The organism is Streptomyces sp. MUM 2J, assembly GCF_022414535.1.
In the GTDB taxonomy this organism is placed as follows: Bacteria; Actinomycetota; Actinomycetes; order Streptomycetales; family Streptomycetaceae; genus Streptomyces.
Genome location: NZ_JADWYM010000001.1, coordinates 103,670 through 120,546, shown reverse-complemented (window position 1 = coordinate 120,546; position 16,877 = coordinate 103,670). Strand labels below are relative to the sequence as shown.

The window sequence follows — 16,877 nt, the reverse complement described above, 5'->3', positions numbered from 1 at the left end:
CCCGAGGCGCCTCGGGCGTCCCGGCTCCGCCTCGTGCTTCCCTTCCCCGTTCGCCGCCCGTCCGCGCAGGATCTTGGCCTGATTTCGACGCACGGCACCGCGCGGCATCGGCCGTCGTGCGGTGCGCCCGGCCGAACGCCCTCGGGCCGCGGTCGCGCCGGCGCCACCCCCGGTCGCCCGGCGCGGGCCGGGCCGGGCGACCGGGGGCGGGCGGTCGGACGGTGGGGGCGTCGCAGGCCGGCCGTCGCCGCACGCCCTGGGGCGGCTACGCGGACAGCGCGCCGACCAGGACCGGTGTGACCAGCTCGATCTGCCAGGGGCGTGCGCCGTACCCGGTGAGCGCGGCCCGCACGGACTCCGCGTCGACCGCCTTCGGCGGCTCCCAGCAGACCCTGCGCACCGTGTCCGGCGTGACGAGGTTCTCCTGCGGCAGGTTCAGCCGCTCGGCCAGTGCCGTCACCCCGGCCCGCGCGGCGGACAGCCGCTGTGCTGCGGCGGGGTCCTTGTCCGCCCACGCCCGCGGCGGGGGCGGACCGAGCGCCGGCTGCCCCTGCTGCGGCAGCTCCGACTCGGGAAGCGACCTGGCGCGGTCCACGGCCGCCTGCCACTGCTCCAGCTGCCGCCGCCCCATGCGGTGGCCGAACCCGTTCAGCGCGGCCAGGGCGTGCACCTGGCCCGGCAGGGCGAGGGCGGCCTCCACGATCGCGGTGTCGGAGAGCACCTTTCCCGGCGACACGTCCCTCCGCTGGGCGATCCGGTCGCGGGTCTGCCACATCTCCCGGACGACGGCGAGCTGCCGGCGCCGCCGCACCTTGTGCATGCCGGACGTCCGCCGCCAGGGGTCCTTGCGCGGCTCGGGCGGCGGGGCCGAGGCGATCGCGTCGAACTCCTGCTGCGCCCACTCCAGCTTGCCCTGCCGGTCCAGCTCCTTCTCCAGCGCGTCGCGCAGGTCGACCAGCAGCTCGACGTCCAGGGTGGCGTAGCGCAGCCAGGGCTCGGGCAGCGGCCGGGTGGACCAGTCGACGGCGGAGTGGCCCTTCTCCAGGACGAAGCCGAGCACGTTCTCGACCATGGCGCCGAGACCGACCCGCGGGAACCCGGCGAGTCGTCCGGCCAGCTCGGTGTCGAAGAGCCGCGTCGGGACCATGCCTATCTCGCGCAGGCAGGGCAGGTCCTGAGTGGCGGCGTGGAGCACCCACTCCACGCCGGACAGGGCCTCGCCCAGGCCGGACAGGTCGGGGCAGCCGACGGGGTCGATCAGCGCGCTGCCCGCGCCCTCGCGGCGCAGCTGCACCAGGTAGGCGCGCTGGCCGTACCGGTAGCCGGAGGCACGCTCGGCGTCGACGGCCACGGGCCCGGTCCCGGCGGCGAACGCGGCGACGGCCTCGGTGAGCGAGGCCTCGTCCGCGATCACGGGCGGGATGCCCTCGCGCGGCTCCAGGAGAGGAATCGGCGCCCCTTCGGCAGAAGACCCGCCGTCGTCCGGAGGGGCGCCTCCGGTGGTTCGCAGTGAAGTGTCTGCTGCGGTGTTTTGGGCGTCGGTCACATGTCAAGGGTATCCATCCGCGGAGAGCGCCCGTCGACGGAACGTTCCGCCGACGGGCGCTCAGGGGTCGTAAACCGGTCAGTCCGATGCGGGAGGGGGTTTACGGGGAAGGGGGGGGTGGCGCAGCCGGGAACGGCGGCCGGTCCCGTTCACGTCAGTGAAGCCGAGGGAGGGGATGGGGGAGGGAGAGGCAGGAGGGGGAGAGGGGAAGAGAAGGCGGGGAAGGGGCGAGGGGGCTGCGGCAGGGGTGGGCGGGCGAACGGCTCAGTGGATGATCCCGGTCCGCAGGGCCACCGCGACCATGCCGGCCCGGTCGCCGGTGCCGAGCTTGCGGGCGATGCGGGCGAGGTGGCTCTTGACGGTGAGTGCGGACAGGCCCATCGAGACGCCGATCGCCTTGTTCGACTGGCCCTCCGCCACCAGTCGCAGCACCTCCACCTCGCGGCCGGACAGCTCGCGGTAGCCGCCCGGGTGGCTCGGGGCGCCCGGGGGGCGGCGGTGCATGCGTGCGGCGGCGGCGCCGATGGGGGCCGCACCGGGCCGGGTGGGGAGCCCGACGTTGGTGCGGGTGCCGGTGACGACGTAGCCCTTGACGCCGCCCGCGAGGGCGTTGCGCACGGCGCCGATGTCGTCGGCGGCGGACAGGGCGAGCCCGTTGGGCCAGCCCGCGGCCCGGGTCTCCGACAGGAGGGTCAGACCGGAGCCGTCGGGCAGGTGGACGTCGGCGACGCAGATGTCGCGGGGGTTGCCGATGCGGGGACGAGCCTCCGCGATGGACGAGGCCTCGATGACGTCGCGCACACCGAGCGCCCACAGGTGGCGGGTGACGGTGGAGCGGACGCGCGGGTCGGCGACGACGACCATGGCGGTGGGCTTGTTCGGGCGGTAGGCGACCAGGCTTGAGGGCTGCTCGAGGAGAACGGACACCAGGCCTCCTGGGGTGCGGGATGGGGACGAACCCTGCTTTCAAGGTCACAGTCGTCTTCGGCACCGACCCTGGTGGGCTTTAGAGAATGATCACGATCTAGTGAGTAACAATCCGCGCAATTCGGACACGCGCTCGATCGTCCGAAGGTCGAATCGGATCGGTCGGGTGCGATCGGGCCCGTTTGGGTGGCGAGATGGGTCTCAAAGTGTCCGTATCGACAAAGAGATCCCCAAGACGGGCCCGTGCAGGATTACGGGCCGGAGAAGTGGTGTCCTGCCCGGGCTCAGCGCGACTCGGGCCCCCGCCGCTGGGGCAGCGTGACCACCGAGGCGTCGCCCGGCCCGGCCGGCGGCAGGCCGGCGATCTGGGCCAGCAGGTCGCACCAGGCCGTCAGATGGGACGCCGCGTCCGGGACGCCGCCCAGCCCCTCGCGCGGGGTCCAGGAGGCGCGGATCTCGATCTGCGAGGCCGCGGGGCGTGCGGCGAGCCCGCCGAAGTAGTGGGAGCTTGCGCGCGTGACCGTGCCGCTCGGCTCGCCATACGTCAGCCCGCGCGCCTGCAGTGCCCCCGTCAGCCAGGACCAGCACACCTCCGGCAGCAGCGGATCGGCGGCCATCTCCGCCTCCAGATCCGCCCGCACCAGCGTCACCAGCCGGAAGGTACCCCGCCAGGCGTCGTGTCCGGCCGGGTCGTGCAGGAGCACCAGCCGGCCGTCCGCCAGATCCTGATCGCCGTCCACGACCGTGGCCTCCAGCGCGTACGCGAACGGCGCGAGCCGTTGTGGCGCCCGCGTCGGCTCGATCTCGACCTGCGGGCGCAGGCGCGCGGTGCGCAGTGCCTCCACCGCGGCCCGGAACGGCGGTGGAACCGATCCGCCCCCCGATCCCCCCTCGTTGTTGTCCTTCGCCTCGTCCATTCCGCCCGTGCCGTCCGACAGTCGTCCCTGAGCCGCAGCCATGCGGGGAACATTAAGGGGAAGCGGGCCTTCGTGCAGGGCAAGACACCAGCCGACGGCCCGCGGGTGCGCGGGCGGGTGCCGCCACGGCGTCCCCCGGGCCGTGCGAGACTTGCCGTCGTGAGTGCCAACGGAAGCCCCACGGGCCAGCAGCCGACCGCGACGTACGACAGTCCCTTCCTGAAGGCGTGCCGGCGTGAGCCCGTCCCGCACACCCCGGTGTGGTTCATGCGGCAGGCCGGGCGCTCCCTGCCCGAGTACCGCAAGGTGCGCGAGGGCATCCCCATGCTGGAGTCCTGCATGCGGCCGGAACTGGTCACCGAGATCACGCTGCAGCCGGTGCGCCGGCACGGTGTGGACGCGGCGATCTACTTCAGCGACATCGTCGTCCCGCTCAAGGCCATCGATGTCGACCTCGACATCAAGCCCGGCGTCGGCCCGGTCGTCGAGCGCCCCGTCCGTACCCGCGCGGACCTGGCCCGGCTGCGCGACCTCACCCCGGAGGACGTCTCCTACGTCACCGAGGCCATCGGCCTGCTCACCCGCGAACTCGGCAGCACCCCGCTCATCGGCTTCGCCGGCGCTCCGTTCACCCTCGCGAGCTACCTCGTCGAGGGCGGCCCGTCCCGGACGTACGAGAACGCCAAGGCGATGATGTACGGCGACCCCGAGTTGTGGGCCGACCTGCTGGACCGTCTCGCCGAGATCACGGCCGCCTTCCTGAAGGTGCAGATCGAGGCCGGTGCGTCCGCGGTCCAGCTCTTCGACTCCTGGGCGGGCGCCCTCGCCCCCGTCGACTACCGCCGCTCGGTGATGTCCGCCTCCGCCAAGGTCTTCCGCGCCGTGGAGCACTACGGCGTCCCGCGCATCCACTTCGGCGTCGGCACCGGCGAACTGCTCGGCCTCATGGGCGAGGCCGGCGCCGACGTCGTCGGCGTCGACTGGCGCGTCCCCCTCGACGAGGCCGCCCGCCGCGTCGGCCCCGGCAAGGCGCTCCAGGGCAACCTCGACCCGACAGTGCTCTTCGCCCCGCGGGAGGCCGTCGAGGCCCAGACCCGCGAGGTCCTTCAGGCGGCCGCCGGCCTGGAGGGCCACATCTTCAACCTCGGCCACGGCGTCATGCCGTCCACCGACCCCGACGCCCTCACCCGTCTCGTGGAGGACGTCCACGCCCGTACCGCGCGCTGACGCGCGGCACCGGGCCCCCGAGCCCGCCGGAAGACACCGGCAGGGCGCGGGGCCCGGGCGGTGTCGAGCCCCGTGCGTCCGGTCCCGGTGAGGCCAGGTCGTCGGCGTGGCTGATGGCCTGCGACCGTTCCGGGTGGAGGACGACGTCGTCGGGGCCGGACCCGCCCGGCTTCGGCGGGCGGGTCGTCCGCACACCGGCGAGGGGCGCGGCCGGGACCGCTGCACGCGTCCCTGCCACGCCCCCCACCGGGCTCAGCCCAGGCCCACCGGCCGCTTCCAGTCGCTGTGCTCGCCCGCCTCGTCGATGACCTTGCGGGGGCTGCCGTGCGTCGTGCGCCCGCCCGGGTAGAGGTAGACGTTTCCGCTCTTGAACATCACCCACAGGTCGGGGATGCCGTCACCGTCGGCGTCGGGCGTACCGATGAGGTGAGGGATGTTGTCCGTCGCCCAGCCCGACTCCCCGTACACGGCGTCGGCGCCGGTACGCGAGGTGGAGGCCAGGCCCAGCGACAGGATGTCGGTCGCCCTGCCCCCCGGTCCGGGCTTGCCCTCGCGCAGGTAGAGCCGGCCGCTGCTGTAGGTGCGGAAGATCAGGTCTGCCGTTCCGTCCCCGGTCACGTCGTCGACGAGGACCAGGTCACGGCCGTCCCAGGCGCTGTTGGTCATCTTGTGCGCGGTGGCGAAGCTGCCTCCGGTGTACCCGGTGAAGATCCACAGCTGGGCGCCGTAGTTCGCGAACATGTCGGGCCTGCCGTCTCCGTCCACGTCCGACGCGGACAGGATCTGGGTGAGCTTCGAGGCGTCGGGGGCTCCGGCGGGCAGCAGGACCCGCTGGCGCCGGGAGACGTCGAAGCCGCTGTAGCCGTCGCCGGGGTAGACGTAGAGGTTCCCGTCGGCCGTGCGGGCGAGCAGGTCCTGGACGCCGTCGCCCGCGAACCAGTCCCCGTCGTGAGTGATCAGCGCGTCGGTCCAATAGCCGTCCGGCGTGGGCACGGCCTTACCGGAGGAGGTGTCGTAGGAGGCGTCCATCCCGGTGTGCAGGTCACCGCGGCTGTCGCCCGGGAAGGCCTTGAGGCGTCCGGTGTCGGTGATCACCAAGAGGTCGGGCTGACCGTCGCCGGTGGTGTCACCTGCGCCGTCCGGCTCGGCGCGTGGTGAGACGTAGAAGCGGTAGGCGGTCTGCCGGGAGATGTTGCCGACGCCGTCGACGGCGCGCACGTACAGGATGTTGGGCCCTGCCTCCGGTGGTGTGACGCTCAAGGTGGCCTTGCCCTGCGAGTCGGCGTTCGCCTTCTCACCGAAGCCGGTCGAGTTGAAGCTGTACTCGTACCGGACGACCTCGGTGGCGGAGGTGAGAGCCAGCTTGCCGGGGGCGCCGAACCGCACTGTGGACCAGGTGCTGTCGGTGCCGTCCGCCGCCGGGAAGTCGGTGGACGTCACGGTGGGAGACGGCGGTGCCTTGAGATCGACCTGGAACCGGCAGGGCTGGCTGCCGTCGGGGGCGAAGTACGACACCGCGCCCTCGCTGTCCTTGGAACGGACGTCCCAGGCGTAGGTCTTGCCGTCGGAGAACTTGTCCCAGCCGACCTTGATGTCCGCGTAGCCCTTGCTGTCCGTGGTGAGGTACTGGTCGACGATCCGGTGGCCGCTGTCGCCGTCGGGCCAGACCCTGAAGTGCAGGTACTTCAGGTTGCCGTCGGGGTCGGATCCCTTGGCACGGAAGGTCAGGTCGGACTTGCCCACGGCCGAGTAGGGGCTGGAGAGGTCGCAGTCCGGGCCCGGCGTCATGGTCTGCGCCGTCGGCTGGTTGGGCTTGCGGTTGTAGGTCTCCTCGATGTACGGCGAGTTCTCGCCGTTGGCCTGGAACTTCTTCCAGGAGTTGGTGTCGCTCTCGTTCGCGGCGCGCAGTCCGACGGTGATGGAGCCCCACTTCTTGTCCGCGGCCTCCTGAGCGGCGGATCTCACATCGAGCTTCACCCAACGGTCCGGGCAGGAACCTGACTTGTAGCCGTAGCCGTTGGTGGCGCTGGACAGCACGCGGTTCCAGCTGGGCTGGTGGTTCCAGGTGCTGGAGCCGGAGATGGCGCCGGTGAGCCACAGGTCGTACTTCCGGGCGCTGCAGCCCCATGAATACGTCTGCAGCGCCCGGAAGTACGCGCTCTTGATCGTGGCGCCGTGCAGACTGCCGGACTGCTCCAGGGTGAACACCGAGCGGGACAGGCCGCCGGTGGTGGCCTCGTAGCCGACGCGGGCGTCGTTGGTGCCGTCGTTGAAGTTCTGCCCGTTGTAGAAGCTCTGGGTCGGGTGGCGCTTGTACAGCAGCGTCCAGTTCTTCTTGTGACCCTTGAAGGAGGGGTCGACGAAGACCGGGTAGACGGTGTCCGGGGCGTCCAGCAGGGCGCGGACCGGCGTGACGGACAGGACGGCGTCGTGCGGGGCCGCGTCGACGGGCTCCAGCGCGGTGCCCAGCGCGGCGTCGTGGGTACCGGGCTGCGGTCCGGCCAGGCCCGGCAGGTCGAACGTCGGGTCGACCTCGCTGGGCGACGGGGGCTGCTCGCCCAGGGTCACGGCGGGGCGGCCCGCGGAGTCCCAGGCGTACGGAGTGGGGCTGCTGGCCATGTCCGCACCGTCTGCGTCGAGCGCGCTGACGGCGTGCGATGCGGGGTCGAGCCGGAACGCCAACTCGGGTGCGGACAGCCGGTAGCGCAGTTCATCGAGCAGCGGGTCGTGCGCCGCGGCCCGGTCGTGCACGATCAGCACATGGGAGTAGCCGCTGTCCCGTGCCGTCAGCAGCAGGTCGATACCGGGACGTATGCCGCGGTACAGCGCCCGTGGGCCGTCCACCACCGGCTCGGGCAGCGGGCCGGGCCAGCTGACCGTCATCTCATGACCACCGGTGGTCATCCGTACCAGTTCGCTCCACTGCGCGTTCGCCAAGCCGCCGTCCTCTCCGGTGCCGGCCGGATGCAGGGGGGCGCGAACCGTGTCCCGTGAGCTCCGCCCGGCGCCCGGCGTCCCGTCGCTGAAGACGATCGGGTCGTTGACCGCGGTGGCCGCCCAGCCCTTCTCGGTGTGCCGCAGCGTCGGGTCGATCGGCTGCCACCGCCCGTCGACCTCGGCCCGGATGGTGTCGCTGTACGTTCGCGTTCGCAACAGTCCGTCGGGCTGTGCCCAGGTGGTGGCGTTCGCTGTGCGCTCCGCCGTCACCTCGACGTCCTTGCCGGTCACCCGCGCGCGTCGCATGGCCTCCGGGGCGGTCAGTGGCCCCTTCGAGTGGTGGTCGCTTCGCTCACGCGACGGCGTGCCGGAGTCCTTGCCGCCGGCCAGGTGCAGGCCCACGGGCACGGCGATCGCCACCGCCACCAGCGCGGCGAGGCCTGCTCTGATCCGGTGTGTGCGCCGACGTCTCGATTCTCCCGCGGATGGGGCGGTTTCGGGTTCGGTCGGTGGTCGTGCCGATACGGAATTCGCCTGTCCCGCATCCGTGTCCGCGTTGTCCGCGGCCTCCATGTTCTGTCTCCCCCCTGGGGCGTTGTGCTGCTGGTCTGCCCTCAGAAACCGGCTGGATCGGCGTCCGGAGCGCGGTGTGGAACGGTCCTGTCGCATCACCGCCCGGAATTGACGCCAGCAGAGCATGGCCCATCGTTCGACGATTCGTCACGCGTGGTCCGGTGCGGCGGCGGTGTACCTGCCGGCCTCCGCCCGCGGGCCTCGCCACGGCGGCTACCGCAGGTGGGAGCTTGATCGATGCGCCGGACGGAGGAGAGGTACGGCCGATTCACCCCGGCATAAGGGGCATCTGAGGGCGATGTGATCACGTAGATGTCCGGCTCGGGCATGTAACCGCGGCAAGGGGAAGCTTGTTCGGGTGATCACGAGATGGCCGTTCATCGCATGAATCCGTGCACCGCGTGAGGAAACAAGCCGAAAGGTTCCCTTCATTTCATGTGATTGACGTCACGTGAGACGATCGCTGGTGGATTTCGTGTGATCACCCGTCGCAGAATCTGTGCGCTGTTTGTCAATTTTCTGTGGGCTACCCGACCGTGGTTCGCAGTGGGTGTGGGGGGAGCCACATGTCGCCGGTTCCGGCGCGTTCATTCCGCTTGCCTTCCGTCAGAGCGTTCCGTGCCGACCAGCGGCCGCTCCGGAATCGGGCGGCCGCCGTCAGCGTCTCCATGGCGCTGTGCATGGCGTTGCTGCCGAGCGCGGCGTGGGCCATCGCCCCGCACGCGCGTGACGATGTGCCGCTGACGGATCTTCAGAAGAGCACCGCTGCCTCACTGGACGAGGCGAAGGCGGGCGAGTACGAGGACTGGGAAGGCGAGCTGACGCCTCCCGACGAGTACAACCCGACCAAGACCGCGCCTCCGCCCGGCGGTTCGGCCGCTGTGGCGCTGGACGCGTCCGGCGACCGGCTGGTGCAGGCCGGCGACCTGCCGGTGAGTATCGGCAAGGCCTCGCCCACCGAGTCCGACCCCGAGCCTCCCGCCCCCACGGGCACCTGGAACGTGGCGGTACAACCGCGTTCCAGCACCGAGGACGCCTCCGTCGACGGCGCGATCATCACGGTGACCCCGCCGTCGAGCGGCGCGACCCCGGTCGACGTCCAGCTGGACTACGGGAAGTTCGAGGACCTGTACGGCACGGAATGGGCCTCCCGGCTCCAACTGGTGCAGCTCCCCGAGTGCTTCCTGACCGCACCGGAGCAGGACGGTTGCGCCACCCCCACCGAGGTGCCCACCGAGAACGACCCGGGCACCGAGACCGTACGCGCCACCGTGGACCCGGCCACCGCGCAGACCGAGGGCCTGACCGCGCAGTCCGGTGGCGGTCCGATGGTGCTCGCCGCCACGGACTCCGCGTCGGGTGCGGGCGGCACCTACAAGGCCACCGACCTCTCCCCGTCCGGCACCTGGACGGCGGGCGGCAGTGGCGGCGGCTTCTCGTGGACGTACCCGCTGACGATTCCCAAGCCGCCCGCCGGCCCCGCCCCCAAGATCGCCCTCGACTACTCGTCGCAAGCGGTCGACGGCAAGACATCGGTCGCCAACGGCCAGGCCTCCTGGGTGGGCGACGGCTGGAGCTACCACCCCGGCTTCATCGAACGCCGCTACCGCACGTGCTCCGACGACCTCGACGGCAGCCCGAACAACGACAACGGCACCGACAAGAAGAAGGCCGACCTGTGCTGGGCCTCCGACAACGTGGTGATGTCGCTCGGCGGCACCACGACGGACCTGGTGCACGACGACGCCTCCGGGGAGTGGACGCCGTCGTCCGACGGCGGTGAGCGCGTCGAGCACAAGACGTCGAGCACCAACGGCAACGGCGACAACGACGGCGAGTACTGGATCGTCACCACGCGCGACGGCACCCGCTACTGGTTCGGCCGCAACAAGGTGGACGGCGGGCTCGCCGACACGAACTCCGTCTTCACCGCACCGGTCTTCGGCAACCACGCGGGCGAACCCTGCCACAAGACCGCCTTCGCCGACTCGGCCTGCACCCAGGCCTGGCGCTGGAACCTCGACTACGTCGAGGACGTCCACGGCAACGCGATGGTCGTCGACTGGGCCCGCGAGACCAATCACTACGCCAAGAACGGCAAGTTCAAGCAGCACGTCTCCTATGTGCGCGGCGGCTACCCCAAGCAGATCCGCTACGGCCTGCGCGCCGACGACCTGGGCGGCTCGCCGTCCGCCAAGGTGACGTTCTCCGTGTCCGAGCGGTGCGTGGCCGAAGGCGCGGTCGAATGCTCCGACACCGAGTTCACCTCGAAGAACTACGAGGACAAGCAGCCCTGGTGGGACACCCCCTCCACGCTCAACTGCACCGCGGACGTCAAGAACTGCTACGTCAGCGCGCCCACCTTCTGGACCCGCAAGCGGCTGACCGGCGTGACCACCTACGCCCAGCGCACCGAGGGCTCCACCGCGCTGTCGAAGGTGGACCACTGGGCGCTGGAGCAGTCCTTCCCGCGCCAGCGCACCGACACGCACCCGCCGCTGTGGCTGGACTCCATCACCCGCACCGGCTACGGAACCGACGGCTCGGGCACGTCCCTGCCGCCCGTGACCTTCCTGCCGAACGTCGACGACATGCCCAACCGGGTGGCCCGCTCGGCCAGTGACCCGACACCGGACTTCGACCGGCTGCGCGTGGCCACCATCCGCACCGAGACGGGCGGCGAGATCCAGGTCTCCTACTCCATGCCGTGCCCGAGCGGTTCGGCCCCCGACCCGAAGACGAACGGCACCCGCTGCTTCCCGGTGCACTGGTCGCCCGACCCCGACCTGAAGACCCCGAAGATCGAGTGGTTCAACAAGTACGTGGTCGCCAAGGTGACCGAGAAGGACCGGGTCGCCCGCCAGCCCGATGTGGTGACCACCTACACGTACGAGGGCGACGGAGCCTGGGCCAAGGACACCGACGAGTTCAGCAAGCCCGCCCTGCGCACCTACAGCCAGTGGCGCGGCTACGCCTCGGTGCTGGTGAAGAAGGGCGTCACCGCCGGGACCGGCGGCAACAAGGCCACCGAGCAGTCCCAGGCCCGGCTGCGGTTCTTCCGCGGCATGTCGCGTGACGCGGGCCGGGCCGAGGTCACCGTGAAGGACTCGAAGGGCGGCTCGCTCGCCGAGGACCTGCTCCCCTACCAGGGGCTGACCGCCGAGACGATCGTCTACACCAAGTCCGGCGGCACCGTCGCCTCGCGGCAGGTGACCGTGCCGTGGGCCAAGAAGACCGCCACCCGCAAGCGCGGCGACGGCCTGCCCGACCTGGACGCCTGGCGCACCGGGGTCACCCGCACCGACGCGGCCCGGATGACCAGCACGGGCCACGAGCGCACCGTGCGGACGGTCACCACGGTCGACAGTACCTACGGCCTGCCCCTCACCTCCTACCGCTCCACCCTGACGCCGGACGCCGACGGAAAGCTGACCACCGGCGACCGGCAGTGCACCACCACCACCTACGTGCACAACACCGCCGAGCACCTCATCGGGCTCGTCCAGCGCGTGCGCACCACGGCCGGCGACTGCGACCACGCCCCCACCGCGAGCGCGGACGAGGTGGTGTCCGACGCGCGGACCTCCTACGACGCGCTGAACGCCTTCGGCACGGCGCCCACCCGGGGCCTGCCGTACCAGGTGGACACCGTCCAGGGCGACGGCTCGGGCTGGGTCACGACCTCCCGCGCCACGTACGACGCCCTGGGCCGTGTACTGAGCGTCACCGACGCGCAGGGCCACAAGTCGACCACGGCGTACACCCCCGCGACGGGGACGGCCTTCACCACGACGACCACCGACGCGGCCGGGTTCACCCGGTCGACCCTCGTCGACCCGGGGCGCGGCACCCCGCTGACGGTGACCGACGCCAACGACCGCAGGACCACCGCCACCTACGACGACCTGGGCCGCACCACCGCGGTGTGGACGCCCTCGCACAAGCAGGGCACCGACAAGGCCGTCCACCGGTTCGCCTACCAGATCGGCGCCGACGAGCCGCCCGCCGTCACCAGCAGCACCCTGCGGGACAACGGCACCTACGAGGACTCGGTGACGATCTACGACGGTCTGCTGCGCCCGCGGCAGACCCAGTCCGAGGCCCTGGGCGGAGGCCGCCTGGTCACCGACGTCTTCCACAACGCCTCCGGCACCGTCGAGCAGACCGACAACGAGTACCTGGCGAAAGGCGAACCGGACACGGAGATCTTCGTGCCGGAATCGGTGTTCCAGCTACCCGCGTCGACCCAGACCGCCTACGACGGCATGGGTCGCCCCGTCAAGGCGACCGAGCTGCACGAGGGCGACCCGGACGCCTCCACCGTCTACAAGTACGGCGGCGACTGGACCCTCGTCTGGAGCGGGAAGACCGGCGACGGCACCTCCACGCGCCTGGGCAGCAACGCCGTCAAGACGTTCACGGACACCCTGGGCCGCACCCGGGCCGTCCGCTACTACACGGACGTCGGCCTGCACGAGGGCCAGAACACCCACTACGTCTATGACGCTCGCGACACCCTGTCGAAGGTCACGGACGCCCAGGGCAACACCTGGAGCTACGAGCACGACGCCCGAGGTCGCCTGACCGGCGCCACGGACCCGGATCTGGGGACGTTCACGTTCGGCTACGACGACCTCGACCGCCAGATCTGGTCGCAGGACGGGGCGGGTCGCCGTCAGTACACCGCCTACGATGTGCTCGGCCGCAGGACGGCACTGCGCGACGACGCAGCGGACGGCACCCTGGTGGCGAAGTGGACGTACGACTCCGTGTCCGGAGGCAAGGGGCAACTGGCCTCGTCCGCCCGCTACTACTCCGGTGAGGCCTTCGTCAACGAGGTCACCGGGTACGACAGCGAGTACCGCGTCACCGGAACACGGACCACCATTCCCGACACGGAGGCCACCAAGGGCCTGGCCGGCAGCTACGGCTACGGCTACGGCTACACCGACACCGGCAAGCCGCTGTACACCGACCTGCCCGCGACCCCCGGCGGTCTGGCGGCCGAACGCGTCATCACCCGCTACAACGGCGACGGCGTCCCCCTCACGACCTCCGGTCTGAACTGGTACACCTCCGACGCCGACTACAGCCCCTACGGCCAGGTCCTGCGCACCGTCTCCGGTGAGTCCGGGCACCGGGTGTGGTCCACCAACGAGTACGACGTCCACACCGGCCGCCTGACCCGCAGCGTGTACGACCGCGAGACAGCGGGCCCGCACCGGCTCGACGACACGTGGTACGGCTACGACATCGCCGGCAACGTCACCTGGATCACCGACGTGCGCGCGGACGGCAGCCGCGATCGGCAGTGCTTCTCCTACGACCCGATGGGGCAGCTCCGCAACGCCTGGACCGGTGCGACGGGCGGCTGCCCGCACGCCTCGGGGGAGCGCGGTGCCGGCCCCGACCCGAAGGACGTGACCGCCGGCCCCGACGGCGACGGTTACTGGTACTCCTATGACTTCGACTCGGTCGGCAACCGCACCGAACTGGTCGACCACGACCTGAACGACCCCGCGCTCGACGACACCTACACCTACGACTACGGCGTCACCTCCGGCAACAACGGAACCCAGCCCAGCACCGTCACCCGGCCGCACGCCCTGACCCGCGTCGACTCCGTCGTCCACGAACCCGGCTCCACTGCCACCTCGATGGCCACGTACGGCTATGACGTGACGGGCAACACCATCACCCGCACGCTGGGCGGTGACACCCAGAACCTGGAGTGGGACCGCCGCAACAAGGTCACCTCGGTCTCGGGCTTCGGCACCGGCAAGGGAGCAGTGGTCAACGCGTCGGGCAAATGCCTGGACGTGGAGGGCGCCAAGACGGCCGACGGCACACCCGTCCAGCTGTACCGGTGCAACGGAACTCCGGCCCAGCAGTGGCAGTTCACCGGGGACACCCTGCGGGCCCTGGGCAAGTGCGCCACGGCCTCCGGTACGAACCTGGTCCTGTCCGCCTGCGACGGCAGCGCGGCCCAGACCTTCACGCGCCGCGCGGCCGACGACTCGCTGTACCAGGCCGCCTCGGGCAAGTGTGTGGCTGTTCCTTCCGCGGACTTCACCGACGGACGGAACCTGCAGCTCAGCGACTGCGCCGCGGGCGACGCCCAGCGTTGGACCGCGGGCGACACCACCAGCTACCTGTACGACGCCCAGGGCGATCGCCTCGTCGAGAAGACGGCCACCACCCGCACCTTGTACCTGGGTGAGACCACGGTGACGGTCGACTCGGCCGGCACCGCACTGAACGCCGAGCGCTACTACAGCCAGCCCGGCGCTCCTACGACGCTCCGCAGGACCCACGGCAAGCCCACCGGTCACGAGCTGAGCGTCCTGCTGTCCGACCGGCTCGGCACGGCCACCACAGCCGTCTCACTCGCCGACGGCCAGGCCGTCACCCGGCGCAAGTTCGGCCCGTACGGCAACCCCCGTGGTGCCGAGCCGGGCAACTGGCCCGGTCGCAGTGCCTTCCTGGGCACCGGCGTCACCGACAGCACCACGGGCCTCACCCACATCGGCGCCCGTGAGTACGACCCGGTCACCGGGCGATTCCTCTCGGTCGACCCGGTGATCGACATCAGCGACCCGTTGCAGATGAACGGGTACGCCTACGCCAACGGCAACCCGGTGACGCTGTCGGATCCGACCGGTCTGCTCTGGGGCTGGGTGGACAGCGTCGTCAATGCCGTCAGCGACGCGGGCAAGGGTGCCTGGAACGGTGCTGTCGACGGCTTCTACGATTTCTCAGAAGGCGTCTACAGCATCACAGACGCGCTCGGATGGACCGACGGGGCCGCCCAGGACGTCCGCAACGACCGCAACGGCAACACCCCGTTCAGCGTCCACGACACCATCCGGGGTGAGGACAAGGACACCAAGGCCTACAAGTTCGGCTACATCGTCGGCTACTCGTCCGTTCCGTTCGTACCGTCACCCGCCGCGCCCGAGATCGGCCTGGCGGAGGCCACGGCGAAGAACTCCGGCCGGCTCAGCCGCCTGTTCAGCAGGATTGTCAACAAGGTCTTCCACGAGGAGCAGACGCCACGCTCGGTCGAGATGCCGGTACGGCCACCCAGCGGGAACGGGTTCTCCGCGGGCCGGCTCCTGGACCATTGCAACAGCTTCCTGGCAGGGACCGAGGTACTTCTCGCCGACGGTTCCAGCAAGCCGATCGAGGACCTCAGGCCTGGTGACCGGGTGCGCGCCACGGACCCCGAGACCGGGTACACCGCGGGCGAGACCGTCACCACTACCTTCCTGACCAAGGACGACAAGTCCTACGTCGATGTGAAGGTCGGAACTCCCGGCGACGCCAGCACCATCCACACCACCGACCACCACCCGTTCTGGTCGGAGTCGGAGCACGCCTGGCTGAACGCCGCCGACCTGAAGCCCGGAATGGCCCTGCGGACGGACGACGGCGCCACCGTCACCGTCCTGGGCACGCACGCCTACCAGGCACATCAGGACACGTACAACCTCACCGTCGAGGAACTGCACACGTACTATGTGCTGGCGGGGGCCACGCCGGTACTTGTACACAACTCGAACTGTGGGCCGGAATTCAATTCTCCCATGTCAGCCTTTCGGCACTACATGAAGCATGCGTTTGGAGTGCAGCTCAACAAGAAGGGGAACTGGACCGGGGCGCACGGTTACCATCAGCCGGACATGGCCGAATTCAATGGTCCTGGTGGATTCAGGGCCTACAAGGAAGCGGCCAGTAAATTCATGTCCGGAAGTCCTCGTCATGGTGACCTGGTGTCGAACGATGGGACGCTGTTCCGAGCGGATCATGGAACTGGCTATTTCGGAGTGCTGGACAGTCGAGGGAATATTCAGACCTTCTTCCGTCCGGGCGGGAATCTGGATGACTACATGAGGGAGCAGCAGTCAAAGTACGGCGGGTCCTTTGTCGAGTGACGGGATGCTCCGCGTGTTCCCTTCGAGAGGTGGTGGAGAATCTTGGGAATCGGAACTGATTTCCTCCAAGGGTACGAGCAAGTACAGGTCAGGGCAGGGCGAGATGAGGGTGTTTCCGCCTTGCGGGACCTGGCGTCGTGGAGAGAGTTCGTGGCCGTGTGCGTCGAAGGTTACGACGACGTGCTCCCCGAGTACTTCCATGACCTTCGTGTCCGGGATGCGATCGAGCGTGGACTCGCGGACCGTTCTCTGAGGGGAATGGAAGGGTTCGACGATTTCTCGCATGCTGTGAATGTCGTCGACGAGCGATTCCGCGAGATTGCGACCGTGCGTATCAACCTTTCTGATCCGAAGGTGTTTGCCTGGTGGCATCACGTGGTTCCCGGAAGGGGAGGCGAGGAGTTCGCCCGTGATCTTCAACGTCACTTCGGCGCCACGATCGAAATCGTTGAAGAACGCTGACCACTTCCAGCGCGGTGTGGAGCGGAGGGTCGGGCCAGGCCGCAGTCGCAGGGCCTGACCTTCGCATCAGATCTGCATGCAGCAGCAAATCTGTGGCCCTGTCGGGAGTATCCCGACAGGGCCACAGAGGTGTCCGCCAGAGGTGGTCGACGCCGACGGCCGCCCGGCGCGCCGTCGTACGATCGGCCGGCGGTCGAGACGCCGGTACCGGAAGCAACAGGAACACGGCGAAGAGCCGACTCGGCCACGCCCCCCATCGAGTACGCCCCCATCGGCCGTCACGCCATGCCGGAAGCCCCGGCCGAACGCTCGGACGACGGTCTGACATCGTGTGGAAGCAGGAGCGGAGAACGT

At 70.2% G+C, this 16,877-nt stretch carries 7 protein-coding genes; 3 read left to right on the top strand and 4 right to left on the bottom strand.

What is annotated here, in order from left to right; genetic code table 11:
* Positions 1 to 265: 265 nt before the first annotated feature.
* The 3 genes from I3F54_RS00485 to I3F54_RS00475 all read right to left on the bottom strand — a co-directional run bounded on the left by I3F54_RS00485 (position 266) and on the right by I3F54_RS00475 (position 3,432).
* Complete coding sequence (locus I3F54_RS00485; RefSeq protein WP_240116436.1) at positions 266 to 1,546, bottom strand: ribonuclease D; 1,281 nt, start codon at positions 1,544 to 1,546, stop codon at positions 266 to 268.
* Positions 1,547 to 1,810: 264 nt separating this feature from the next.
* Positions 1,811 to 2,473, bottom strand: a complete 663-nt coding sequence (locus tag I3F54_RS00480) for a response regulator transcription factor (RefSeq protein WP_205384981.1) — start codon at positions 2,471 to 2,473, stop codon at positions 1,811 to 1,813.
* Between the two features lie 284 nt (positions 2,474 to 2,757).
* Entirely contained in the window at positions 2,758 to 3,432 is a 675-nt protein-coding gene (locus I3F54_RS00475; protein WP_240116435.1) for a DUF3000 domain-containing protein, read from the bottom strand.
* Positions 3,433 to 3,549: 117 nt separating this feature from the next.
* Between I3F54_RS00475 and hemE the strand changes: the two genes are divergently transcribed.
* Positions 3,550 to 4,617: a uroporphyrinogen decarboxylase gene (gene hemE / locus I3F54_RS00470; protein WP_240116434.1), complete on the top strand. Its 1,068-nt coding sequence runs from the start codon at positions 3,550 to 3,552 to the stop codon at positions 4,615 to 4,617.
* 252 nt (positions 4,618 to 4,869) lie between these two features.
* Here hemE and I3F54_RS00465 read toward each other — a convergent pair whose 3' ends face one another.
* Entirely contained in the window at positions 4,870 to 7,974 is a 3,105-nt protein-coding gene (locus I3F54_RS00465; RefSeq protein ID WP_240116433.1) for an FG-GAP-like repeat-containing protein, read from the bottom strand.
* 833 nt (positions 7,975 to 8,807) lie between these two features.
* Here I3F54_RS00465 and I3F54_RS00460 point away from each other — a divergent pair.
* Both I3F54_RS00460 and I3F54_RS00455 read left to right on the top strand, forming a co-directional pair.
* A complete protein-coding gene (locus tag I3F54_RS00460; protein ID WP_240116432.1) occupies positions 8,808 to 16,061 on the top strand; it encodes a ricin-type beta-trefoil lectin domain protein in 7,254 nt (2,417 codons plus the stop codon).
* Positions 16,062 to 16,211: 150 nt separating this feature from the next.
* Positions 16,212 to 16,523, top strand: coding sequence for a hypothetical protein (locus I3F54_RS00455; protein WP_240116431.1), 312 nt, complete (start codon positions 16,212 to 16,214; stop codon positions 16,521 to 16,523).
* The last annotated feature ends 354 nt before the right edge of the window (positions 16,524 to 16,877 follow it).